Below are 21,933 nucleotides of genomic sequence, written 5' to 3'. Positions count from 1 at the left end.
GGCCTCCTTTGCATCGTCATTGCGGCTCGCTACGTGGTGGAATTTAAGCTCAGCTTCACTCCATCAATCGCCGAACTAATTATCCCGCCTCGATTGGAATTCGGCACTGCATGACACTGTAGAAACTGTTACGTTCGTTACCCAAGGAAAGGAGTGTGGGTGACTCGCAACACTACGGTGCGTGGACAGGGCCGCCGGAATGCGCCGCGCCGGAATCGTCGGATCGGCAACATCATTGCCGCAGTCCTACTGGCCGGCTTCACGATGAACACAACGAGTCCGGCCGCGGTCGCCGCGCCGAATCATTGTGAAACGAACGCTTGGGAATCGATAACCTCCACCATTCCGGAGGCGCGGCTCACCGATTCGATGCGACAGCAGATCCGCAAAGGACCCGATGTCGGGGGATCGTGGGATCTGAGCTCCACCGACGGGTTCGTCATCTGGGCGATGGCGCCCCGGTTGGGCGGGCCGTCGCTGCTGCCGAAGGAAGTCGCCGACGGCGCGCTGCCGCTGGCGAAATATGGCTTCGCCACCAGGTATTCGAACACACCCGTCGGTCCCTACAACGAGATCACCGGGATGCTCTCCTACGCGCGCCTGCGCAACCCCGGCATGTTCGCGCACTCCCCGTTCATGGTGGTGGACAGCCCGGAGACCGCGAAGAACGGACGCAACAACTGGGGCTTCCCGAAGTCGCTGGCCGACTTCGTCGGGACCCCGCGCATCGGTGAAACGCTCACCGCCAGTGGTGAAGGCTGGTCGGTGTCGGTGTCCTCGAAGCCACTGCTCTTCGATATCCATATGACGCTCCCCGAATTCCTCGGTTATATCCAGATGCCGGAGCAGATATCGTTCGAACAACCATCGCCCGCGTGCGGCACGAAGAAGATGCGCAGTCTGCGTCTCGGTGGCATGTCGGGGTCGGTGCAAGTTGCCCTGATCACCGTGAAAACGGAAGGCAGTGACGAGCTGCGTGCGTTGCTGCCGAGCGGTGTATATCCGGGCGGCTATATCACTTTCGATCATCTGGGTTTCGACAAGCCCGGTATGAACTAGCACATTCTGCAGCACTGATCAGGCGGCGGCGCGTCGCCTGATCAGTGCTGTCCCAGTGTCGTCTCAGGAGACTCGAATCTCGATGCACCGATCATCGTTGACCCGCCGCACCCTGCTGACCCGTGGCGCGGCGATCGCCGCCGCGACGTGGAGTGCCCCGCTGCTGCTCACGGCACGGGCGCGGGCGCAGTCTCGGACGCACCACGACGCGATCGTCATCGGTAGCGGTTTCGGCGGGGCCATCGCGGCGTATCGGCTGGCGTCGGCAGGCGTCGATGTTCTGACCCTCGAACGCGGCCGCGCCTGGTGCCAGAGCGACGACGCGATCGTCTTCGACTCCGCCCTGGACTACCGCGACCCGCGCTGGTTGTGGGAGCCGAAGTTGACCAGGACATCGGGCCTGATGCAGCCCTACCTCGCGGGCTCGGTCGGGGTCGCGACCACGGCATGTGTCGGCGGCGGGTCCATCATCTACGCGGGCGCAACGGTGCCGCCGGTCCGCCGGTATTTCGAGAAGATCTTTCCGGCGGCACTGAGCTACGACGAACTCGAAACGGTGTACTGGCCGCGGGTTCTCGCGCGTTTGGACGCGACACACGCACCCGCCGACCTCCTCGGCAGCGCACCCTTCGCGCACGTACGGTCGGCCGACGCGCAGCTGACGCGCGCGGGAATGCTGACCGACCCGGTGCGGTCCACGTTCGACTGGGACATCGTGCGACAGGTATTCGGTCGCCCTGGTGGGTCGCCGACCGTCGAAACGGCGGGGTGCTCCTGGAACAGGAACTCCGCGAAGAAATCCGTGACCCGAAACTATCTCCGCTGGGCCGCCGAGCGCCCCAACTGGAGTCTGCTGCCGCTGCGGGACGTGCAGAACATCGCTCACGAGAACGGCAAGTTCGTCATCGATGTGGCGGTGATCGATGAGACCGGCGGCAGCGAAACCTACACCTGTAACCACCTTTTCGTCGCTGCCGGTGCTATCGGAACCACCCGTCTGCTGCTCCGGTCCCGGGCACGTGGCGGCCTACCCGACCTCAACGAGCACCTCGGCACGATGGTCGGCGACAACGGCGACCAAGTGACCTGGCGCGTCGCCGACGAACTAGCCGCCGCAGGCCCGCAAGCGAGCGCGATCGTCACCTCGGCCCTCGTCGACGACGAACCCGACCACCCGCCGATCCGCGTCGAGTCGATCGGTCTCCCCGGTCCTCCCGGCGAAGCGCCGATCCTTGCCCAATTGTCGACCACCGCGGACTGGGAGAACCGAGCCTCCTGGACCATGCAAGGCTCCGAACCGACCCTGTCGTTCGCGCCGGACAGTTGGCGCGCTTCCCTGTCCGCCGCGCTCCGCGTGCACGAGCGGGTCGGCGCGGCCGCCAGCGCACTGTCCCGCGCAGGCGGAGCACCCTTCGTCCCCGGAATGTCACTCACCGCCCACCCCCTCGGCGGCGTACCGATCGGCCGCGCAACAGATATCGACGGACGCGTAATCGGCTACCCGAACCTGTACGTCATCGACGGCGCACTGATTCCAGGCAACTGCGCAGCCGCCAACCCGTCCCTCACGATCGCCGGAATCGCGGAACGAGTGATGGATGGAGTGATCGCCGACGTCGTCCGATAGCGTCTCGCAGGTCCCAGCACCGCGTGGTCGGAACGTCCGCCGAGCTCATGGGAAACCTCGGCCGCAGGCTCTTTCATCGCCGAGCGTTGATCGTGTACCGGAAGTGGCGGCGGACGATGGTGACGGTCGACTCCGAATCGGGCGGTGGGGGCTCCGGCTGATCGATCGGGGTGGCGGTGATGGTCAGCTGGGCTGGGTCGACCGGATGCATCTGCGCCAGCGCGATATTCAACTCGTTCCTCGCGGAAGGGCCGCCGTAGCTGCGAAGTCCGTCGGCGCCGATCAGTACGAGGCTGTGCTGGTCCGCGTCGAGCAGGCCGAAGGAGATGTCGACCGGGTCGGCGAGGGTGAAGACCTGGATGGCGCGTGGATCGTGCAGGGCGAGGGTGGCGAACCAGTGTTCGGACAGGGTGGGGATGGGTTCGGTGGTCGGGGTGGTGGCGAGCAGCGCGCGAAGGGTGTTCAGGCGCTGGGCGGACAATCCTTCGCAGGTGGCGAATTGGGTGTCGGTGATGCTGCGGTAGCTGTCGGGGCCGGCGTGCTCGCCGCGCAGGCGCAGGAACGCGCAGTGCACTGCGGATCGGCCGACGAGCACGCCGTCGGTTTTGCTGAACCGCACCGAGAGCTCGATGCCTGGGCGCAGCCATAGCGGGGCGACCAGGGTGCCGCCTTCGCGGAGTTGGTCGTGCCAGCGTGGTGACAGGTCGAAAACGCCTACGGTGGCGATGATTCGGTCGAACGGGGCCGCCGCGGGCAGCCCGTCCCACCCGTCGCCGACGTGCACGCTGACCGGTAAGCCGAGTTCTCGCAGGCGTGTCTCGGCCGCGGTGGCGAGGGACGGATCGATCTCGACGCTGTAAACCCGGCCGTCGGCACCGACGAGGTGCTGCAACAGTGCGGCGTTATAGCCACTGGCAGTGCCGATCTCGAGTATCCGGTCGCCCGGTTCGGCGGCTAGCTGCTCGAGCATGGCAGCCACCATCGTCGGCTGGCTGGCGGTGCTGAGCGGGAACCCGTCGTCGCCGACGGCCAAGGTCACCGGCCTATCCGCATAAGCGAGCTCGACTGGGATCTCGGCGGGCAGGAAATCCTCGCGCGGTATCTCGGACAGTGCGGCGCCGATAGCGTCGGGCAGCCCGGCGACGGTCCGTTGCAACTCGGCGACCATGCCCGCCCGCGCAGCCGCGGACGACATCTCTCGGTTCACGCCATAACCCCTTTCCATGCTTGCCGCAACGGTCTCCGCTGAGGTCACGGTAGCCGCCACGACACCGTCACACCACGCTCACACACCGCCCCCCACGCCTGCACCGCCTGGGAGCCCCGGTCGAATATCTCACCGTACAACCCGAAACCGCGAAATATGCTGCACTGTAGCCGTTTGCATACCTCTTCGCCGAAAGTTCCGCGCGATAGCACTCGGCGCGACACAGTATGCAAGTTCCACTTGGAACTTTGCAAAGAACAACTCACCGACAGGAATGGTTGCCGTGGGTTATCCCTTGGTGCACAACCATTTTCGACCATTGCCCACATGATCTATCCCCAGTACGATGAAGCTGCCGACCAGCCTGGAGCTCCGGCACGGGGAGTTATCGAAGTATGTTCGAGCTCTGCGCTTTTGGGGATTCGCACTGCGCCGGTCGGCTCGCTCGATACACCAGAAGGGAGGGTCGCAATCATGGAAAAGATGCTGTGGGAGAAGCCGCGTGTGCGGGAACTGCCGGTCGCCGAACTCGAAAGTATGGCGGAACTGGACGTTGCCTTTGCCGTGATCACGCTGTGCACGGACTTCAACTGAGGCGTGTCGCCAGGCGCGGCCTGGCGAGCTGAATCTGTGATCGGGCCCGGCCGATTCAGGCCGGGTCCATCACGTGCCTGCACCATTCACAACCGGCATCGGGGGACTTGTTGAGCATTTCTTCGAGCGAGAACCCAACCAAATACGTAGTGCGCTCCCCGTATGTCACCGTGTACCTGTCGGATTCCGACATGATCGCGGTGGCAGGCACCAGCGGCAGGCGGCACCGGCTGAGCGAAGCGGCACGGCAGGTCCTGCTCGCGGCCGGCGTGCCCGCCACCCCGGACAAGCTGGCCGAAACGGGTGGCACAAGCCTGGACGTGGTGCTGGCCCTTATCGCCGCGGAACTGTTGATCGACCCGGACCGGCTGCCGGACCGCTCGTGGTGGGACCCGCACGAGCTGGTGATCCAACGGATGCGCAGCGCGGGCCGCAAACGGCCGACGCTGCAGGCCGAGGAGATGCCGTCACCGCGCAAACCACTGCGGGATGAGGTGGTGACACTGCCGACGACCGCCCTCGACACCGATCCCGCATTCTTCGCAGACGTGCTGTCGCGCCGTCGTTCCTGCCGCCGATTCGCTGACCAACCCCTCGACCTGCCGACCCTCGGAGCCTTCCTGCGCAGGTCGCTGTCGGTGCAGCACAGCGCGGAATCGTATGGGAGCGGGGTCAACTGGCGACCGACCCCGTCCGGCGGCGGCAGGCATCCACTGGAGGTCTACCTCTGGCCGGTCCAGGTCACCGATCTCGCACCGGCCATCTATCGATACGACCCCTTCGAATCGGTGCTGTGCAGGCACAGCGACGTCGACGAATGGTTCGCCCGAATGCCCGAACAGCTCCGGCGGCAAAGCGACCTGCTCGAAGGCGATCCCGCAGTGGTGCTCCTGGTGACCGCGGTGGCCGGCCGGACCATGTGGAAATACGAAAACAACGGGCTCAGCATCATTTACCAGGATCTGGGCGCGCTCTATCAAACGTGGTACCTGGTCGCGACGGCGCTGGGCTTGGGCGGCTGCGTACTCAACGGCGGCAACGAGCTCGTCAACGCACGAATGCTCGGTTTGGACCCGCTGATCGAATGTCATGTCGGCGGCTTCCTGCTCGGCACCCCGCGCGACGACCGCTACCAGGACCCGCTGTCCGAGCTGCTGACCACCCGGGACCAGCCGTGACCGCCCTCCGCTACCGCCGCCTCGCGGCACGCTGGCTGTCCGGCCCACGCATCCGCGCCGTCAGCAGCCAGGAAGCCGGCCGGGCGTTGCGCAGGCAATGGGACGCCGGCTCGGTTCGCGAACACCGCGACGCCCTGCTGGCCGAGGTGATGGCTGCCGCACGTCACACGGCCTACTATCCGCGCGCCTTCGGCGACGCCGCGCTGACGGAACTCACTCACGCACACGAGTTGCCCCGGCTGGCCGTGCTGCCACGAAATACACTCCGCGCGAACGCCGCTCATCTCGTCAATACGGCGATACCCGCGCGGGACGTCGATGTCACGTTCACCTCCGGCACCAATGGCGCGGCCAGCCACGTGGTGCGCCCCCGCGCATCGCTGCATCATCGCGCGATCTGTGAGCGCCGCTGGTACCACGAGCTCGGCCTGCCGTGGGTATTCGAATTGACCTGCGCTACACCATGGGCGGGGCAAGGCCGCGACAACACCACGGTGCGCGATCCTCGAGTCGGCTATCGCGAAGAAGGCCTCGATGCTGTGCTCGACCGGCTCGGCAGCGGCCGTTCGGTGGGGGAGTTGCTGCTCGTCAGCCCGGACATGCTGCCGACAGTGGCGCAACGCGTGACCGATTGGGGCGACATCACTGCCGTGGCATCGTCTTTCGAAGTGCTGCGATCAGGACACGCGCGCGACTGGCCGTCCGGGGCGCCGCCGCTGGTCGAGATGTACTGCGCCGCCGAAATCTGCGTGCCACTGGCCTTCTCGTTCCCCGGGTGCCGCGGCATGCACGTCAACGCGGACTACCTGTATGTAGAAATCGTCGACGACGACGGGACGCCGCAGGACTACCACCGGGCCGGGCATCTGGTGGTCACCGATCTGGCCAACACCGCAATGCCATTGCTGCGCTACCTGATCGGCGACGCCGGAATACTGCGGCCACCGTCGGCCTGCGGCTGCGGGCGGATGCTGCCGCTGGTGGAAGTGCTCGGTCGCCTGCCGGATACCAACCACGCCATCGGAGGAGTACCGGCCGGGCAACTGCTGGACGCGGTCTCGGCGGTCACCGAGCACGGGTTCGTGCTCGAACAACGGGGCGAGACAACAACTGTGGTGCATCTGGGCCCACACGACCAGGCGGAACGCGCGGCGAAGGCGGTGCGGTCCGAACTCCCCGAGCTCGCGGTACACACTCAGTTGTTGGCAGGACCGCTGGCTCATCTGGCACGTCCGGGCGGTCGCCTACTCGCGGTGGCACCGCGACACCCCTACCGCGCCGACGCGACGGCAACGATGCCGCCCCGCATCCACGCCTTGCGCGAACCACCGGAATCGGCTGGCGCAGCGGCCGGTTCGCCGCGCAGCATTGCCCGGCGCCTGCTGCGCGACCGCTATCAAGCCACGGCGACCACCACCGACATCCCGATCCTGGATGCTTCCCGCAGCATGTATCCGCTGTTCGACACCGCCACCCGAGTCACTGTCGCCTGGGGCAAACCGGACCCGGCGGCCGCAGTCGGCACCATCGTCCTGGTGGAGCTCCCGCAGGACATTCTCGCCGCGCACCGGGTCGCCGACTGGCGTATCCGTGATGGCACCCCGGAAATACTGCAGTTCGCGGACAATTACGACCGGCACAACCCGTTCTCCGCGTTCTGGGTGCCGCTGGACTCCGTACTCGGCACCGTGACCGCGGCAACCACCACGTACCGCGCCGGCCCGACCACTGTTTCCCTCACCGACCGGCTTAGCCAACGGACCGGCCGAATCGTCGCCGCGGCAGACCGCTGGCTGATTTCGTCCCAGCAACGACGTAGACCGCTGCCTCTCGTACTCACCGCCGCGATCACCCAGCGACTCATTTTCCGCGCCACTAATGTCCTACTCCGGTTGCGCGGCAAGGTATCTCATCGACTCCGAAAGTGAGATCACGACCATGACGACGAGCAGCACCCGATACCTGCCTGACCCGACGATCACTGCCCAGGACCTGGGCGACCGCATCCTGCTCGCCCCACTCAACGGCGCCTACCTGGTGCTGGAAGGAAGCGCGGCCACCCTCTGGCGCCTGCTCGACCAACCCCGTTCAGCAACGGAGTTGGCCGACGAATGCGCCCGCCGATACGCCGGAGTCCCCGACCGCATCCGCACCGACATCGCCGACACCTTGCAGGAGTGGACCGAGCGCGGCCTCCTGCGCCCCGACACCTCGAACCCGCAATCCGTTGAAACTCCGAGGGAGACGGCGTGAGTGAGCGCCAGCGCGCCAAGGAACTGCTACGCCTGCGCGTCTTCGGCAACCCCGACCAGCTGGCCAGAGTCGAACCAGCAGTGAATGACGCTTTCGCGCAATGGAAGTCGATCTGGCAACCACCGTCCGAGATCGATATCCGGTACTTCCACAGCCGCCCCGAACTGCACGGCCACGTCCTCCTGCTCGGCCAGTCCGATCTCGGGCCGAATCAACCATCGATGCAAGTCGCAGGCTGCGCGGTCGACCCTGACGCCGCCGCCACCTCCTGCGTCGGCGAACTGGTCGAACGCCATCTCGGCCGAGCATGGATCAATCCCACCCCCAAGCGTGCAACAGTCGCGAGCTTCGAACCGGAGGATGCATTTCCGGTCGCCGATTACCTTGGCGCACCAGTCTTTCCGGACCGCTGGCCATACCCACGCTTCACCGCGGACCGACCCCTGACCTGGACGCAGGCCCGCTGCTACCCGGACGGTGACCCGATCTGGGTGCCCGAGTCCCTGGTCGGTCTCGGCGCCCCGGCCCCGGCGGAACGCCTCGGTGAGGTCACCACCGTCGGACTCGCGGCCGGGTCGAGCTACCGGCAGGCCGCCGCCCACGGCCTCTACGAAATGCTCGAGCGGGCAACCGTCATGGATTACTGGCAGACCCACCGTGCGTTCGAACTGCTCACCGGCGCTGCAATAGTCGACCACACCGATTTCCTGGCCACCGACAAAATGCTGGGCTGGCACACACAACTGCTGCAAGCGCGGTCTGCCGCAGGCACCGGCGTGGCCGTCGCATTGACCCGGCACACCGAAATCCCGGCGTTCGGAATCGGATTGAGTGCTCACCCCGACCCGGCCGAACGCCTGCGGCACGCCCTCGCCGAAGCCGTCCAGGTTCGGCTGCTCGCCAGTCTCCAGCAAGGCAACAGCACAGATACGCTGACCAGCTTCCAAGACCATCTCACCTACTACTGCCACCCGCTCCGCTTCGCCGACCTCGACACCCTGGTCGGTCCGCCCTCCGACGAAGTGATCGAGCGGCCCACCGAGGACGACGCCCAACTGGCCGGCCGGCTCACCGAAGCCGGATCCCGCGTGATAGCAGTGGAACTCGCCGGCGGAACAGCCGACGGACCGGCCGTCGTTCGTGTACGGGCCACCCGACTCCCACACATGGAAGTCCGGGAGAGCTGCGCCTGCCTGCCGGCACCGGCACTGACCACAGCCGCAACACCAGGCCCCTACCGGCCCCACCCTTACCCGTGACCACCTGGCGTCCATACCTTCGAACGCTCCCGACCGACCGGGCCGGTAGCGTGCACGCGTGACCTCACCGATCTCGGCGACCCCCATCGTCGCGATAGCGAGCGGAAAAGGCGGTGTCGGTAAGTCCAGCGTCGCATTGGCCTTGGCGCGGGCACTCACCGCCGGCGGTGTCCGCGTCGGCCTGGTCGACGCCGACCTCTCCGGTCCCGATATTCCCCGGATGGTCGGCTTACGCCGCGATGTGCCGACCGCGTCGCTGCGCATCGCCGACTTCGGTTCGCACCGCGCCGATCTCGAAGCGATCGAGGTCGACGGCATCGAGATCGTCTCCGCCGGATTCATGATGGCGGGCACGCAAGCCTTTACCGCGGGCGAGGGCATCGCGGACATGCTGCTCGCCCGGCTGATCACCCGTACTCGCTGGAACCGCCGCGACATCTTGCTCGTCGACCTGCCACCCGGAACCACCGGCGTCGGGCACGCACTGCGGATCGCCGGGCGCCTCGCCGTCATCCTGGTCGTCACGCCCGCCGAGGTGTCGCACCTCGACAGCCATCGACTCACCACCGTGCTGAATCATCTGAAAGTGCCAGTGCTCGGCGGTATCGAGAACATGGCGTTTCTCAGCTGTCCCGACTGCACGCACCAGATCGAACTGCATCCGCCGACCCCGGCCGATCGCACCATCTGGCATCGCGGCATCAGCAAGCTTGCCAGTCTGCCCTATCGGCCGGGCAACATACCGACCATCGCCGACCTCGCACCGGTCACCACCGTCGTTCGTGACTACCTCGCTCGCGACGACTGATCGACAGTCCCCGTTGGGATTTCAACGTGGGCTGCCTTGATCTGGACGGCGTTGATTCCCCCCGGATACTGCTGGAGCTGATCCCGGGCGGCACCGAGCAGTCTTGTCTCGGCGGGCGGCTGTGTTCGCTGTGCCTCAGTACCCCGCAGCAGTGAGCTGATAATCCGCTTCGAGCAACATCCACCCGCTCAGCTGTACCGACAGATCGCGGCTGAAGTTCGCCGACGAAGCGGCGGACGAATGCATCAGCTGGGGAAAGACTCCCGAATGCGCGGGCACGGTGACCGGGCGGCCCCAATCCACACCGAACAGTGGTAGCCCGTCCACTTCGGCGCGGTGTTCCCAGGCCGCCCGCGCGGAAGCATGCACGATCTTCGCGGCGGTGCGGTCGCCCAGGGCCAGTGCGGCTTCCGCGAGAAACCTGGCGAGGATGCCCATGAACAAGCCGGAGTCGTCGCCGCCGGCCGGGGCGATGACCCCGGCGTGGGTGAGCCCGCCCTCAGCGGCGGCCACCAGGGCAGCCGCGCGTTCGCGATGCTGCGATTCCCGGGTGCGTACAGCGAGTTCGGTTTCCAGCCCGATGGCCACACCCTGGTTGTAGGTGAGGACCGTGCGCTCTACCCGTCCGCCGGGCTCGTGCACGCCGTCGAGGATCAGGCCGGTGTCGGTGTCGCGCAGCCGGGTGTGCAGGAAGTCGGCCAGTTGCCGGGCCCGCGGCAGCTCACCCAACCGGGCCATCGCCAGACCGGTCGGACCGATCGCGGGAGTGTTGTAGTACTTGTCGCCGGACCGCCAGGGCACCGCGCCGACGTCCGGGTTCCAGCCATCGATCAACTCGGCGGTCAAGTCGCCGACCGCGTCGCCGAACCGGACGCCGAGCAATCGGTCCGCGCGTTCGAGCGCCAGCACCAGCCACGCCATATCGTCGTAATACCGGTTGGTCCAGCCGGTGATGTTGCGCGCCCGAATACCGCGGGCGATGGCCCCGACCCGGGCGATGCGTTCGGGCGTTCGGGCGCGGTACGCGGCGTCCACCGCGCAGTCGACCAGGTGGGCCTGCCACCAGTAACACCACTTCACGAACGACTCGTCCAGCAGCGACGAGGGCCAGACCAGCGCGCCGAGCCGCACCTGTGGCTGGCCCCAGACCGCGCGCACGTGCCGCTGCACCAGCGCCCGTTCCGCCAGGTCCGCCCGCTGCGCGGGGTCCTCGGGCCCGGCGGACGTCGCCCGCGTGATCGTCACCGCGGCCGTCGGCTGCGCCATGGGGGTGAGCGCGATCGAGGCCCCTGCCGCCATCAGCACTCGGCGTCGGCTGATCCCCGTGTTCCGGCGATCCATTCGCGCGGACTCCCTCTTTCGAACAACGAGCAGTTGAGCCGGAAACCGTGCAATTAGATGCTATCCCGGAACTACCGGCACGGCGCGGCGTCGACCGCTCGCCGGCGGACTACCGGCGCAGCGTGGCGATGATCTGCCGGGCCTGGTCCTGCGCGCCGAGCTCGTTGGGGTGAACAGGGGCGGCCAAGTCGGTGGGGATGGGTCCTTCGAGCCATTTCGTGCCCGGCGCCTGGCACATGTCGTGGCCGATGCTGCTGGTGTAGGTGTCCACAAAGGTGGCGCCGTGCCTGGTTGCCTGCTCGCGCAGGACTTGGTTGAGCAGTTATGTCTTCTCCCGCAGGAACGGCACGTCGCCGTCGGAGATCGGGACGATCGGCCAGCAACCGTTGCCGGTTTCGGGCAGTTGCACCGGATAGCCGACCAGCAGCACCTGGGCCTTCGGCGATCGCCGGTGGACGCCGTCCAGCACCGCGCCGACTTTCGGGCCGACCGCGCGGACCTGCTCGGCCAGTGTGTCGACGCCGTTTCTGGTGTAGAAGTCCTTGCACGGGGAGCCGTGCGGCACCGACGCGCCCCGCACCGCACAGTTGAAGACGGCCTCGAACGCAGGCACATCGTTGCCGCCGATGCCGACGGTGACCAGTGCGGTATCCCGCTTCAGCGCCTCGAATTGCGGCGGATTGCCGGTGGGCGACTGGGTGTCGGTCATGGCCTTGGTGGTCGCGCCGATACAGCTGACATCGGTGAAGGATCCGGGTTTGATCGCAGCGGCGACCAGGCGGGGATAGTTGCGGTCGGCGCGGCCGCAGCGGGGCTCGACCACTGGTAGGAACGCGCCCGCGGTGTAGGAATCACCGAGCGCGACGTAGGACGGGTACGCGGGCGGGGGTGCTGCCGAAACGACCGGCGCGGCAACGGTGCCCGCGACGAGGGTTGTCAGGATGGCCGTGAAAATCGGTCGCTTGTACATCGGAATTCTCCTGTGCATTTCAGTGCGAAGTGTTGTCGGCCCGTGCGATCGGCCGGACTGGGACACTCATTCAATGGTGTCCCATGTCACACTAGGATCGATGACCGCTCGACCGCCAGCGTCCCCAATTCCCCAGTTGACCTCGGTCGATGCGGTGCTGCGCGCCGCCGTGGAAATGTTCCTGCGAGACGGCTGGATCGACGCCAGGGCGCTGGCTGCCGCAGCCGGTATCGGCCGGTCGACCTTGTATCGGCGCTACGGTGACCGCACCCGCATACTCGGCGAAGTCATCTGGGTCATCGCCACCGCAGGATTCGAGGACATCCGCCGGGAGTGCGGTGGGCAAGGTGCGGCCGGCGTCGCTGAAATAGTCCGGCGCAGCCTGCATTTGGCCGCCGGTTACCCGGCGATGCGGACCTTCGTTGCCCAGCACACCGAGACCGCACTACGGGTCCTGACCTCCCGCGACGGTGTCATCCAGCGACGGTTCGTGGCCTCCATCGCGCAAGTCATCCGCGAGGATGTCGGCGAGCCCGACGACATCGACGCCCACACCCTCGCCTACGCCATCGTGCGGATCGGCGAATCCTTCTACTTCCGTGAACTGATCACCGGCGAACCCGACGACATCGATGCCGCAGCGGCGGTCATTCGCCGACTGCTCGAATAGCTTCGGCAGCGATGAGTTTCGCCGAGATGCCCGGTCTCTATGGGTACAACCGACCAATCGCACTTGAGGAGAATCATATGGCTGCCACCTACACCTTCGACGTTTTCACCAGCCTCGACGGCTTCGGCTCTTGCGGCGATGACGGCGACTGGGGCGGCTATTGGGGCAAGCAGGGACCCGAGCTGCTCGAACATCGCCTTGCGGTGTATGGCGCGGAGCAGCGAATGGTGTTCGGGGCCAACACCTATCGGCAATTCGTGCAGATGCTGGCCACTAGTGCGGCGGACTCCGAGGTATTCGACCCGTGGGTCACGCGCATGTGGAACCTGCCGGCCACGGTGGTGTCGCGCACGCTGGAAGGACCGCTCGACCGGCCGGACGCGACGGTGGTCAGTGGTGATGCGGTCGACGTTGTCGCTCGGCTCAAGGAGGAATCCGCAGTGCCGTTGCGCTCGCACGGCAGTTTGTCGATGAACCGGGCGCTGATGGCCGCCGGCCTGGTGGACCGCGTGCATGTGACGGTCTTTCCGGTGATCACCGGTCGAACCGGAACGGATCCGATTTTCCAGGGTGCGGCCGACTTCGATCTCGAGCTGCTCGAGAGTCGAACGCTCGATGGACGCACCCAAGAGCTTGTTTACCGGCCCACGTTGCATATCTGAATCGATATATCGGACTGAGGATATGCCAGCGCTGAGGGTGCTGGCTATGCACTGAAAATCGCTACCGGTCAACGTAATTCGGCGAAGGAGTAATCACCTGGACTCTGGCGAAGTGCCGTGAAATCCGGCACTGTGTGACAGATGACCGGAACTGTCGTCGCGCCGGTACGACGGTCGCGCCTGCTGCTGGCTGTGCTGCTGCTGGCGATGGTTGTGGCACCGATGGCGCAGACGGCTGTCATGCCGATGTTGCCCGCTCTGGCGGGCGAATTCGGCGTATCCGCCGCCGCGGTCAGTTGGGTGATGACCGCGAATCTGTTGGCGGCGGCGGTGGGCACACCGTTGTTCGGCAGGCTGGGCGATCTGCGTGGCCGCAAGCTGGTGCTGATCCTGTGTCTGTCGATCGCGGCAGTCGGTGCGCTGCTGGCTGCGCTCAGCGATTCCTACGGGCTGCTGATTGCGGCCAGGGTGCTCCAGGGGGCCGGAGCGGGCGTGTTGCCGCCCGCGATCAGTGTGATTCGGGCCGAGTTGCCGCCGAAGCGGGTGGCGAGTGGGCTCGCACTGGTCAGCGTCAGCACGGGAGTCGGCGCCGCGTTCGGCATCCTTGCCAGCGGGGTGCTGATGGTGCGGTGGAATTACCAGTCGGTGTTCTGGCTGTTGCTGATACTCAGCCTGCTCGCGCTGGTTACGGTCGTGTGGGGTCTGCCCGCCGACCGAGTTCCCGGCACCGAGCGTGGCGCGGATCCGTGGGGAGCGCTCACGCTGGCTCTGTGGTTGCTGGCGTTACTCATCGCGATCAGTCAGGGCAACACATGGGGCTGGACCGACTGGGTCGTGCCCGGCTTACTTTGCGCGGCAATGGTATTCGTGATCCTGTGGTGCGTGGTGGAGCGGCGGGTCAGATTCCCGGTGGTCGACATGACGCTGCTCACGATGCGCCCGGTCGCCTTCGGCAATATCGCCGCCGCGTTGAGCGCCTTCGGCATGTACGGATCGTTCATCGCCATCAGCAGCCTCGCGCAGACGCCGAGGGAATCCGGTTTCACCACAACGGCATTGGGGGCGGGCCTGATGCTGCTGCCGAGCGCCGCAGGGAACCTGCTCGCGGGCATGACCGGTGGCGTACTACTCAACAGGTTCGGATCTCGTCCGACACTGGTGCTCGGCGGCATACTCAGCGCGGCCGGAGTGGCTCTCCTCGTCATCAAGCAGAACACGGAACTCGACCTCTACCTGGCCAGTGCACTGTTTGGTATCGGCACCGGATTCGCCTTCACCGCGATCCGCGCCTACATCAACGATGCCGTGCCGCTCGACCAGTTGGGCGCCGCCAACGGAATGAACGTGGTATTCCGCACCATCGGCGCCGCCGCGGGCAGCGCCGTCACCGGTGCCGTGCTCAGCAGCGATCAGGTGCTGGGCACCCACTGGCCCACCCAGGCGGCCCACGAAACGGGCTTCCTCATCGCGACCGGCACCTTCCTAGCCACCGCCATACTTCCATTCCTGATATCGAAATCCCGACGGTGAGCTCATCGGACGCCAGTGGTCAGGTCAGGAGTCTTACGTGTACCAGCAGCATGATTGGGCACTCTGGCAGTGTGCTGCCCTCCACCCATAATTGGGTGCATTCGGTGTGCTGGGTGTACTCGACGGGGGTGCTGTAACCGGTGTGCTCGAGCGTTATGACGATTCCGCCGATGGTCAGTGCGAGCGCCGCCACCGCACCGATCAGCGGCCGCAACAGATTGAGTGGTGGCTGCGAGGTGAGCGTGGTGTACCACGCTCGCGTCAGTTGCCATCGTTGCCATAAGCGCCGCATCGGCGATAGTCCACTTTTGTCCATCCCACAGTCCTGCCGTCGCCTGTGGGATCAATCGCGCTGGGGAACAACACGTTACGTGGCGACACGCCGGGGTCGGCGACAGCTCGACTCGATGTCGGCAACGGTTCGGCATACGCTGCGGCGAGTGATCAGCGGTTCAACGGCTGCGGCAGTTCGGTGAGCGTCGTATCGCTCCGGCGGATCAACGGGGCCAGGGTGCGCTGGACGATGAAGTACTCGGCGACAAGCACGTTGCCCAGGAGTGATGCCCACGCACTGGCGGTATAGATATCCCGATACTCCAGCGACGGAATGATTTTCGCCAACTGCGTACCGCGATATAGATCGCCAGCACGGCCAGCAGGCTCCACAGGAACCACCGCCAGCGCCGGCGGACAGTCTGTGACATGACTGCGGACATAGGTGAATCTCCAATACTCCGGGAGAAGGGCAGCAGGCCGCCGGGTCAGTTACCCTGCGCTGCAATAGAAACCATCTGCCATTCGTTCCATGTGGCAAGCCGGGCTTCGTATTCCTCGGTCACGATCCGCAGGGCTTCGGCTCCCAGCAGCAGGCGCAGCGGCGGCTTATCGGCGTCGACCAGGGCCAGAATGGCGTCGCGGGTCGCGCTGGAGAGGCCGAAGCGCTGCGCCGCGTAATCGGGGTCGGCGCGAACCTGGTCGTACGCGGGATTCTCGGTGGCGAAGGTCGTCAACGTGAATCCGGTGTCGTAGCTGGCTGGTTCGAGCAGGGTGACGTGAATGCCGAAGCCGGCCACCTCGGCGGCCAGGGACTGCGACAACCCCTCCAACGCCCACTTCGACGCGTTGTACGCTCCGACATTCGGCGAGGCCACAATTCCCCAGAGGCTGGAAACCTGAATGATGTGGCCGCTGCCTTGCGCCCGCAGGATCGGCAGCGCCGCCTGCGTAACCCACAGCGAGCCAAGGAGATTCGTTTCCAGCTCCGCCCGGATCTGCTGCTCGGTGAGTTCTTCGACCATGCCGAACTGCATGAACCCGGCGTTGTTCAGCACTACATCGAGCCGTCCGAAATGTCGCGCGGCTCGCTCGACCGCCGCGAAATCAGCGGTCCGGTCGGTCACCTCCAATGACAACGGCAGGAACGTTTCCGGGAATGCGGCGGCCAGATCGGCCAGTGCGGTGATATCGCGAGCGGTTCCGGCCACCCGATCGCCTCGTTCCAACGCGGCACAGGCCCACTCCCGGCCCAGCCCCCTCGACACCCCGGTAATCAACCACACCTTGCTCACGTGACCTGCCTCTATTCGACCGACTCTGTTGCGTTAACGCCCGTAAGGCTACGCCTGTAAGTCGAATTAAGACAAGAGCTAACACCTGTAAGTTTTGCGATGCAACGTGACAGCGCCGCCTACGCTGCTCGGCTGATTCCTCGCGAATCGCGTGAGCTGTCAGTCGTCCGTCGCTGGCATCCCGGTGGCGGCGACCGCCCGTCCCGGCGGAAACGCCGTGCTGAGGATTCGCTTGTCCCCGTGCAGATTTCCCACGGCGAGGGCCTGGTCGATCGTGAGCCCGCCTGCCGCGAGCCCGACGACGACCTCCGGCGCAGCGGTGAAGACCGTATCCGGCTGCTGCTCGGGCGAGGCGGTCGCGCTGGGCCCGCCAGCGTCGATGCGCAGGACCATGCGGAATCCGTCCGTCTCGATGCCGAGCTCCACCGGGGGAGTCGCGGTGATCCCACGGAGCAGGGCGGGGAGAGCGAGTGCCAGCCAGCGCGGCTGGAACGAATCGTCGTTACGTCCTGTCATCAGCAGCGGCGCACCCCATCTGCCGAGCGCCTCCATGGGCTCTCGGAGGCTCGCACCCCATGGCGTCAGGGCGTATAAAACTCCTGCGTCGCCGAGCTGCCGCTGCACGATGCCGTTCGACTCCAGTGTCCGCAGCCGCTCCGCCAGAAGGTTGGTCGCGATCCCTGCCAGGGAAGTCTTCAGTTCGGTGTAGCGCATCGGGCCGGGGAGCAGCTCGCGCACGATCAACAAGGTCCAGCGCTCACCCACGACGTCGAGGGCGCGCGCGAGTGCGCAGAACTGCCCGTAGGAGCGGGGACTCTTGGATTCGTGCTTGACTTCATCCATCACGGTTGATTATATCAACCGCAAGGATGGACCTCGAGCAGAGGAGATCCGCATCAGCTGACCGGCCGTCGTGGTGTCTGGCTGAAATCGGTACTGGGGACACCTGATTCGAAGAACTTTCATCTGAGAAAGAGCACCTGTGATGACACGCGCGGTGGAAAACTCGTCTGTTCTGTCGACCAGGCGCGGCAAGCTGATTCTGGTCCTGCTGTGTTCGATCGGCTTCCTGGATTTCATGGACGCGGTGATCGTGAATGTGGCGTTGCCGTCGATACAGCATCAGCTCGGGTTCTCCGAGCAGGGCTTGCAGTGGGTGGCGACCGGATATTTGTTGACCTACGGCGGTTTCATGCTGCTCGGTGGGCGCGCGGCGGACTTGGTCGGACGCCGGCGGGTGCTCGTTGCCGGGGTGGTGGTGTTCGCTCTGGCATCGCTGGTGGGTGGGTTCGCTACTACCGCGGCACTGCTTGTCGGTGCACGCATTGTTCAGGGTGCGGGTGCGGCGTTGATGATGCCTGCGGCGTTGTCGTTGGTGACGACGTCGTTCAAGGAGGGAACGGATCGGCATCGGGCGCTGGGCGTCTGGTGCGGCATGATCGGGGCGGCTTCGGCGAGCGGGGTGTTGCTCGGTGGGGTGCTGACCGAGTATTTCGGTTGGCGTTCGGTGCTTTTGATCAATCCGATCATTTGTGTGTTGCTGCTGGTCGCGATCTATGGGTTGCTGCCTGACGATCGGCGCAGTGCCGCGCGGGCGAGTTTCGATTTGCCGGGTGCGGTGCTCGGGATCGGAGGCATGCTGCTGTTGGTGTATGCCATCGTTGAAGCGCCGCATACGGGTTGGGACTCTTTGAGCACGATCGCTCGTTTCGCGGGTGCGGTGCTGCTGCTGGTGGCGTTCGTGGTGAACGAGCACCGTCGTCCGAATCCGTTGATGCCGTTGTCGATTTTCCGGGTTCGTGGGCTCGCGGCCGCTGATGCGACGCAGTTGATCGCGATCGCGGGGTTCATGTCGATGTTCTTTTTCCTGAGCCTCTATATGCAGAACGTGCTTGGGTATTCGGCGTTGCGGACCGGGATCGTCTATCTGCCGGTCACGATGGGTGTCGGCATCGGTGCTCTGGTCGCGACGAAGCTGATTCCATTGGTGGGGACGCGGCCGTTGATCGTGGGTGGGTCGGTGGTCGCGTCGATCGGGGTGTTCTTGTTGTCGGGTTTGCCGGGCGATGGTGACTATGTGACGGATCTGCTGCCCGGGATGATGGTGATGTCGGTGGGATTGGGGTTTGTGATGGTGTCGGTCACGAATGCGGCCAATGCTGGTGTGCCGGCGGACAAAGCGGGGTTGGCGGCGTCGTTGCTGAACAGTTCCCAGCAACTCGGTGGCGCGTTCGGTCTGGCGGTGCTGACCACCGTGGCGACCTCGTGCACAACCGATTTGCTGGCTACCGGTACGGCGCCGCCGGAGGCGCTGGCCTCGGGGTTCGGTCGTGCTTTGCTGGCCAGCAGCATCGCTATCCTCGTCGCGGCGGTGATCGGGCTGCGTACCTACAACACCCGCAGCAACGACGCACCTATGTAACCGTGGAACATTCCGTCTCCCGGCGTTTTTCGCTGTGCACCCAGCTGTCGAGTGGGGGCCTCGGCACTGTCGAAGACGCTCGGCCACAAGTAAAATGGCTGCCATATACGGCGCGCAAGGAGGGGCTATGTCACCCGGTCCGCGAAATCAGAAGCACGGGCGGCGCCGGTCCGCCCGAGTCGTGCGAGCCGCCTTCGTTCTCGCGGCGCTCACCGCCCTCGCCGCGCCCCAGGCAGTCGCGCAGCCCTATCCGATCTACGGGGCGATCCGAGTCGAATACGACGAGGCCGGTGGGTTCGTCTTCTTCGGCAACGCGATCAACCCGGAGTCCGATGCCGCACGCGGTGGTCGTTGGCAAGCGTTCGAGAAGGACAGCTCGATCTATTGGCATCCGCTGGTGTCCGGCGGTCACGCCAATCAGATCGGCGGTGCGATCCGCGCCAAATGGGGCGAGCTCGGCTGGGAGAACGGTGCGTTGCGTTATCCCACCAGCAGAGAGCTGCCGACCCGTAAACCCGGTCGGTTCGGCCACTTCGAGGGCGGCACCATCCACTGGTCCCGGGCCACCGGCGCGCACAACACCTGGGGAGCGATCCGCGACAAGTGGGCCACCCTCTCGTGGGAAGACGGCAGACTCGGCTTCCCGGTCATCGACGAGTTCGACGCCAGGAACAACGGGGCCGGACAGCATTTCGAGGGCGGTTCGATCTACTGGTCCGTCGACACCGGCGCCCGCGTGGTCGCCGGGCCGATCCGAGACATCTGGGCGAGCCAGAACTGGGAGAACGGCCGCTACGGCTACCCGATCAGCGACGAATACGACTACAACGACGGCCGCGCTCAAGACTTCCAGGGTGGGCGTATCGAATGGCGGCCGCCCCGCTGATCGAGTCGGAGCGTTGGCCGCGGACCACCGTGTCGGCACTGCGCGCCAAGGGATTTCGCCGGGGCTGACCGGACATGTGGGTTGCCGTGCCTCGAGCGGAGTTACGCACCGTCGGCGTCATCGCGCAGCGAGTGGATCATGCTGCGCAGGATCCGGAACGCGGCGGACTGCTCGGTCTCGGTCAGCCCGGCCAGCATTCTGAGCTCGACGGACCGGACCGCTGCGCTCGCTTTCTCGAGCTTCCGGCGGCCGCGGGGCGTGAGCCGCGTGGGCAGAACCTTCCCGACGGGCGCTTGTGCGGGCCTGGTCACGTGGCCTTCTCGTTCCAGGTTCTGGAGCAGCACGTTCATCGACTGCCGTGTCACGAACGCGCCCCGCGCGAGTTCGGAGTTCGACAAGCCCGGTCGTTGCGCCAGCAGTTCGAGGCAGGAGTAGTGCGTCACGCTCATCCCGAGCGGCCGCAGCGCCTCCTCCATGGCCGCGCGTAGCGCGCTCGACGCCTCTTTCATCAGATAGCCCAGTGATTTGTCCAGGTCGACGCCGTCTTGACTCATGTCAGTATTCTGACATACATTGACCCGTGTCAGAAGACTGACACGAAAGAAGGAGTAACACCATGCCCGCCACCGGCCCCGACTTCCTCTCGCTGCAAGCGCGCGACCTCGACGCTTCGCAAGCGTTCTATGAGCAGTACCTCGGCCTCGTCCGCTCGCAGGCCGGACCGCCGCACGCCGTCGTCTTCGAGACGAAGCCGATCGCCTTCGCGCTCCGCGACGTCCTTCCCGGCACCGACCTCGACTCCGTTGCACAACCCGGCATCGGCGCCGCGATCTGGCTGCACGCCACCGATGTGCAGGCCATTCACGATGCTCTCGTCGCCGACGGTCACCCCATCGTCTCCGCGCCGATCGACGGCCCGTTCGGCCGGACCTTCACCTTCGCCGACCCCGACGGCTACCAGATCACGCTGCACGATCGCACCTGACCCGGCCGACGGCCGAACCATTTATGCATCCTGCGCATATGTCTGCGCGTCGAGGGTAGGCGGTACAAGCAGCTACTTCGACGAATGGAGGCTCTGATGAACGTCGACGAGAAAGTTTCCGCAGACCGCGGTCCGGCGCTCAGAATTCCGCGTAGCCGGGGAGCCCTCGGCGGGCTCGCGGTCTTACTCCTGGGAGTCTGGGGTGCGCTGATTCCGTTCCTCGGGCCGTACTTCGATTTCGCGTTCACGCCGGATGACGCCTGGGTGTGGACCTCGGCGCGTGGCTGGCTCGAGGTGCTTCCCGGCATCACCGCGATCGTTGGCGGTTTGCTGATGCTGGCAAGTCGCAACCGTCTGGTCGCCGGCTTCGGGGGTTGGCTGGCCGCGGCGGCGGGCCTGTGGTTCATCATCGGGCCATTCCTGACGGACCTGCTGAACATCGGCGCACTCGGCGATCCGGTCGCGACCTCCGACCTGAAACGCGCTGTCCTGCAACTGACCTTCTTCTACGGCCTCGGCGCGCTGATCCTGTTCTTCGCCGCGACCTCGCTCGGCCGGCTGTCCGTGCGGAGCGCACGCGATATCGCCTTTGCGCGACGCGAGGTCGATGCCAGGACCGCCGCCCGGACGGACACCCGGGGCGCCATAGTCGAGCGGCCGGAGCCGGTGGACACCACCGAACGGCCCGCCTTCGGCACCCAACCCCAACTGCACAAGCCGGGATTGGGTGGCGGGCACGCTTGACCCGCAGTTCTGATTAAAACCGATCACCGAAAGCCGAAATCCCTTGTAGGCCAGGGATTTCGGCTTTCGGCATTGCGCACCCATCAGGGCATGGGACGCCAGGCGACGCGCTCCTCGCTAGCTACACCCAAATAGCTACGGTTGCGGAGCTACGAAGCCGTAGCTAAAGT

Annotated in this window: 24 protein-coding genes; 15 read left to right on the top strand and 9 right to left on the bottom strand. The window is 65.7% G+C overall.

What is annotated here, in order from left to right; all coding sequences use genetic code 11:
• The first annotated feature begins 159 nt into the window (after positions 1-159).
• Together DBO33_RS24635 and DBO33_RS24630 are read left to right on the top strand one after the other, a co-directional pair.
• Positions 160-1,059, top strand: a complete 900-nt coding sequence (locus DBO33_RS24635) for an acetoacetate decarboxylase family protein (RefSeq protein ID WP_159080468.1) — start codon at positions 160-162, stop codon at positions 1,057-1,059.
• 82 nt (positions 1,060-1,141) lie between these two features.
• On the top strand, positions 1,142-2,686 hold the full coding sequence (locus tag DBO33_RS24630) for a GMC oxidoreductase (RefSeq protein ID WP_107657170.1): 1,545 nt from the start codon (positions 1,142-1,144) through the stop codon (positions 2,684-2,686).
• A gap of 73 nt (positions 2,687-2,759) precedes the next feature.
• On the opposite strand, the gene DBO33_RS24625 is transcribed toward DBO33_RS24630, so the two are convergent.
• Positions 2,760-3,893: a protein-L-isoaspartate O-methyltransferase family protein gene (locus DBO33_RS24625; protein WP_159080467.1), complete on the bottom strand. Its 1,134-nt coding sequence runs from the start codon at positions 3,891-3,893 to the stop codon at positions 2,760-2,762.
• Positions 3,894-4,220: 327 nt separating this feature from the next.
• On the opposite strand from DBO33_RS24625, the gene DBO33_RS42975 reads away from it, so the two are divergent.
• From DBO33_RS42975 to DBO33_RS24600, 6 genes are all read left to right on the top strand, one after another.
• Positions 4,221-4,487, top strand: coding sequence for a hypothetical protein (locus DBO33_RS42975; RefSeq protein WP_159080466.1), 267 nt, complete (start codon positions 4,221-4,223; stop codon positions 4,485-4,487).
• A 149-nt stretch (positions 4,488-4,636) separates the two neighbouring features.
• Entirely contained in the window at positions 4,637-5,665 is a 1,029-nt protein-coding gene (locus DBO33_RS24620; RefSeq protein WP_107657168.1) for a SagB family peptide dehydrogenase, read from the top strand.
• Positions 5,662-7,593: a phenylacetate--CoA ligase family protein gene (locus DBO33_RS24615; RefSeq protein WP_107657167.1), complete on the top strand. Its 1,932-nt coding sequence runs from the start codon at positions 5,662-5,664 to the stop codon at positions 7,591-7,593. Before DBO33_RS24620 ends, DBO33_RS24615 begins: the two co-directional genes overlap by 4 nt.
• A 10-nt stretch (positions 7,594-7,603) precedes the next feature.
• Positions 7,604-7,918, top strand: a complete 315-nt coding sequence (locus tag DBO33_RS24610; RefSeq protein ID WP_159080465.1) for a PqqD family protein — start codon at positions 7,604-7,606, stop codon at positions 7,916-7,918.
• Positions 7,915-9,177 carry a YcaO-like family protein gene (locus tag DBO33_RS24605; RefSeq protein ID WP_107657165.1) on the top strand — a complete coding sequence of 421 codons (1,263 nt, stop codon included), beginning with the start codon at positions 7,915-7,917 and terminating at the stop codon, positions 9,175-9,177. The genes DBO33_RS24610 and DBO33_RS24605 overlap by 4 nt, the downstream gene beginning before the upstream one ends.
• A 58-nt stretch (positions 9,178-9,235) precedes the next feature.
• Positions 9,236-9,985 (top strand): P-loop NTPase, encoded by a 750-nt coding sequence (locus DBO33_RS24600; protein WP_107657164.1) that lies wholly within the window; start codon positions 9,236-9,238, stop codon positions 9,983-9,985.
• Between the two features lie 135 nt (positions 9,986-10,120).
• Here the strand turns inward: DBO33_RS24600 and DBO33_RS24595 are convergent, their stop codons facing one another.
• The 3 genes from DBO33_RS24595 to DBO33_RS24590 form a co-directional block, all read right to left on the bottom strand.
• Positions 10,121-11,326: a glycoside hydrolase family 76 protein gene (locus DBO33_RS24595; RefSeq protein WP_107657163.1), complete on the bottom strand. Its 1,206-nt coding sequence runs from the start codon at positions 11,324-11,326 to the stop codon at positions 10,121-10,123.
• A gap of 109 nt (positions 11,327-11,435) precedes the next feature.
• A complete protein-coding gene (locus DBO33_RS43630; RefSeq protein ID WP_199856744.1) occupies positions 11,436-11,597 on the bottom strand; it encodes a hypothetical protein in 162 nt (53 codons plus the stop codon).
• 51 nt (positions 11,598-11,648) lie between these two features.
• Positions 11,649-12,296 carry an SGNH/GDSL hydrolase family protein gene (locus DBO33_RS24590; protein WP_199856743.1) on the bottom strand — a complete coding sequence of 216 codons (648 nt, stop codon included), beginning with the start codon at positions 12,294-12,296 and terminating at the stop codon, positions 11,649-11,651.
• A 100-nt stretch (positions 12,297-12,396) separates the two neighbouring features.
• Here DBO33_RS24590 and DBO33_RS24585 point away from each other — a divergent pair, with 100 nt between their 5' ends.
• From DBO33_RS24585 to DBO33_RS24575, 3 genes are all read left to right on the top strand, one after another.
• Entirely contained in the window at positions 12,397-12,966 is a 570-nt protein-coding gene (locus DBO33_RS24585) for a QsdR family transcriptional regulator (protein WP_234391014.1), read from the top strand.
• Between the two features lie 77 nt (positions 12,967-13,043).
• Positions 13,044-13,628 (top strand): dihydrofolate reductase family protein, encoded by a 585-nt coding sequence (locus DBO33_RS24580; RefSeq protein WP_107660563.1) that lies wholly within the window; start codon positions 13,044-13,046, stop codon positions 13,626-13,628.
• Between the two features lie 141 nt (positions 13,629-13,769).
• Positions 13,770-15,158 (top strand): MFS transporter, encoded by a 1,389-nt coding sequence (locus DBO33_RS24575; protein WP_107657161.1) that lies wholly within the window; start codon positions 13,770-13,772, stop codon positions 15,156-15,158.
• Positions 15,159-15,177: 19 nt separating this feature from the next.
• Here DBO33_RS24575 and DBO33_RS24570 read toward each other — a convergent pair whose 3' ends face one another.
• From DBO33_RS24570 to DBO33_RS24560, 4 genes are all read right to left on the bottom strand, one after another.
• A complete protein-coding gene (locus DBO33_RS24570) occupies positions 15,178-15,450 on the bottom strand; it encodes a hypothetical protein (protein WP_159080464.1) in 273 nt (90 codons plus the stop codon).
• A gap of 152 nt (positions 15,451-15,602) precedes the next feature.
• On the bottom strand, positions 15,603-15,779 hold the full coding sequence (locus tag DBO33_RS42970) for a hypothetical protein (protein WP_159080463.1): 177 nt from the start codon (positions 15,777-15,779) through the stop codon (positions 15,603-15,605).
• A gap of 140 nt (positions 15,780-15,919) precedes the next feature.
• Positions 15,920-16,699: an SDR family NAD(P)-dependent oxidoreductase gene (locus DBO33_RS24565; RefSeq protein WP_407670626.1), complete on the bottom strand. Its 780-nt coding sequence runs from the start codon at positions 16,697-16,699 to the stop codon at positions 15,920-15,922.
• A 186-nt stretch (positions 16,700-16,885) separates the two neighbouring features.
• Complete coding sequence (locus DBO33_RS24560) at positions 16,886-17,569, bottom strand: winged helix-turn-helix transcriptional regulator (RefSeq protein WP_107657158.1); 684 nt, start codon at positions 17,567-17,569, stop codon at positions 16,886-16,888.
• Between the two features lie 142 nt (positions 17,570-17,711).
• On the opposite strand from DBO33_RS24560, the gene DBO33_RS24555 reads away from it, so the two are divergent.
• Both DBO33_RS24555 and DBO33_RS24550 read left to right on the top strand, forming a co-directional pair.
• Positions 17,712-19,148 (top strand): MFS transporter, encoded by a 1,437-nt coding sequence (locus DBO33_RS24555; RefSeq protein WP_107657157.1) that lies wholly within the window; start codon positions 17,712-17,714, stop codon positions 19,146-19,148.
• A gap of 127 nt (positions 19,149-19,275) precedes the next feature.
• Positions 19,276-20,034: an LGFP repeat-containing protein gene (locus DBO33_RS24550; protein WP_107657156.1), complete on the top strand. Its 759-nt coding sequence runs from the start codon at positions 19,276-19,278 to the stop codon at positions 20,032-20,034.
• A 101-nt stretch (positions 20,035-20,135) separates the two neighbouring features.
• On the opposite strand, the gene DBO33_RS24545 is transcribed toward DBO33_RS24550, so the two are convergent.
• On the bottom strand, positions 20,136-20,588 hold the full coding sequence (locus tag DBO33_RS24545) for a MarR family winged helix-turn-helix transcriptional regulator (RefSeq protein WP_107657155.1): 453 nt from the start codon (positions 20,586-20,588) through the stop codon (positions 20,136-20,138).
• Between the two features lie 62 nt (positions 20,589-20,650).
• Here DBO33_RS24545 and DBO33_RS24540 point away from each other — a divergent pair, with 62 nt between their 5' ends.
• Together DBO33_RS24540 and DBO33_RS24535 are read left to right on the top strand one after the other, a co-directional pair.
• Entirely contained in the window at positions 20,651-21,019 is a 369-nt protein-coding gene (locus tag DBO33_RS24540) for a VOC family protein (protein ID WP_107657154.1), read from the top strand.
• Between the two features lie 96 nt (positions 21,020-21,115).
• Entirely contained in the window at positions 21,116-21,763 is a 648-nt protein-coding gene (locus tag DBO33_RS24535) for a hypothetical protein (RefSeq protein ID WP_234391013.1), read from the top strand.
• Positions 21,764-21,933 lie beyond the last annotated feature (170 nt).

This window comes from Nocardia suismassiliense (genome assembly GCF_900269665.1).
GTDB classification, from domain to species: Bacteria; Actinomycetota; Actinomycetes; order Mycobacteriales; family Mycobacteriaceae; genus Nocardia; species Nocardia suismassiliense.
This window is presented reverse-complemented; position numbering and strand designations above follow the sequence as displayed.

Excerpts from the sequence above, each read along its gene's own strand:
- DBO33_RS42975 (WP_159080466.1), top strand. The coding sequence starts at position 4,221 with ATGATCTATCCCCAGTACGATGAAGCTGCCGACCAGCCTGGAGCTCCG.
- DBO33_RS24560 (WP_107657158.1), bottom strand. The coding sequence starts at position 17,569 with ATGGATGAAGTCAAGCACGAATCCAAGAGTCCCCGCTCCTACGGGCAG.
- DBO33_RS24535 (WP_234391013.1), top strand. The coding sequence starts at position 21,116 with ATGAACGTCGACGAGAAAGTTTCCGCAGACCGCGGTCCGGCGCTCAGA.
- DBO33_RS24540 (WP_107657154.1), top strand. The coding sequence starts at position 20,651 with ATGCCCGCCACCGGCCCCGACTTCCTCTCGCTGCAAGCGCGCGACCTC.
- DBO33_RS24575 (WP_107657161.1), top strand. The coding sequence starts at position 13,770 with ATGACCGGAACTGTCGTCGCGCCGGTACGACGGTCGCGCCTGCTGCTG.
- DBO33_RS24590 (WP_199856743.1), bottom strand. The coding sequence starts at position 12,296 with ATGTACAAGCGACCGATTTTCACGGCCATCCTGACAACCCTCGTCGCG.
- DBO33_RS24580 (WP_107660563.1), top strand. The coding sequence starts at position 13,044 with ATGGCTGCCACCTACACCTTCGACGTTTTCACCAGCCTCGACGGCTTC.
- DBO33_RS24550 (WP_107657156.1), top strand. The coding sequence starts at position 19,276 with ATGTCACCCGGTCCGCGAAATCAGAAGCACGGGCGGCGCCGGTCCGCC.
- DBO33_RS24570 (WP_159080464.1), bottom strand. The coding sequence starts at position 15,450 with ATGCGGCGCTTATGGCAACGATGGCAACTGACGCGAGCGTGGTACACC.
- DBO33_RS24545 (WP_107657155.1), bottom strand. The coding sequence starts at position 20,588 with ATGAGTCAAGACGGCGTCGACCTGGACAAATCACTGGGCTATCTGATG.
- DBO33_RS24555 (WP_107657157.1), top strand. The coding sequence starts at position 17,712 with ATGACACGCGCGGTGGAAAACTCGTCTGTTCTGTCGACCAGGCGCGGC.
- DBO33_RS24610 (WP_159080465.1), top strand. The coding sequence starts at position 7,604 with ATGACGACGAGCAGCACCCGATACCTGCCTGACCCGACGATCACTGCC.
- DBO33_RS24595 (WP_107657163.1), bottom strand. The coding sequence starts at position 11,326 with ATGGATCGCCGGAACACGGGGATCAGCCGACGCCGAGTGCTGATGGCG.
- DBO33_RS24630 (WP_107657170.1), top strand. The coding sequence starts at position 1,142 with ATGCACCGATCATCGTTGACCCGCCGCACCCTGCTGACCCGTGGCGCG.
- DBO33_RS24585 (WP_234391014.1), top strand. The coding sequence starts at position 12,397 with ATGACCGCTCGACCGCCAGCGTCCCCAATTCCCCAGTTGACCTCGGTC.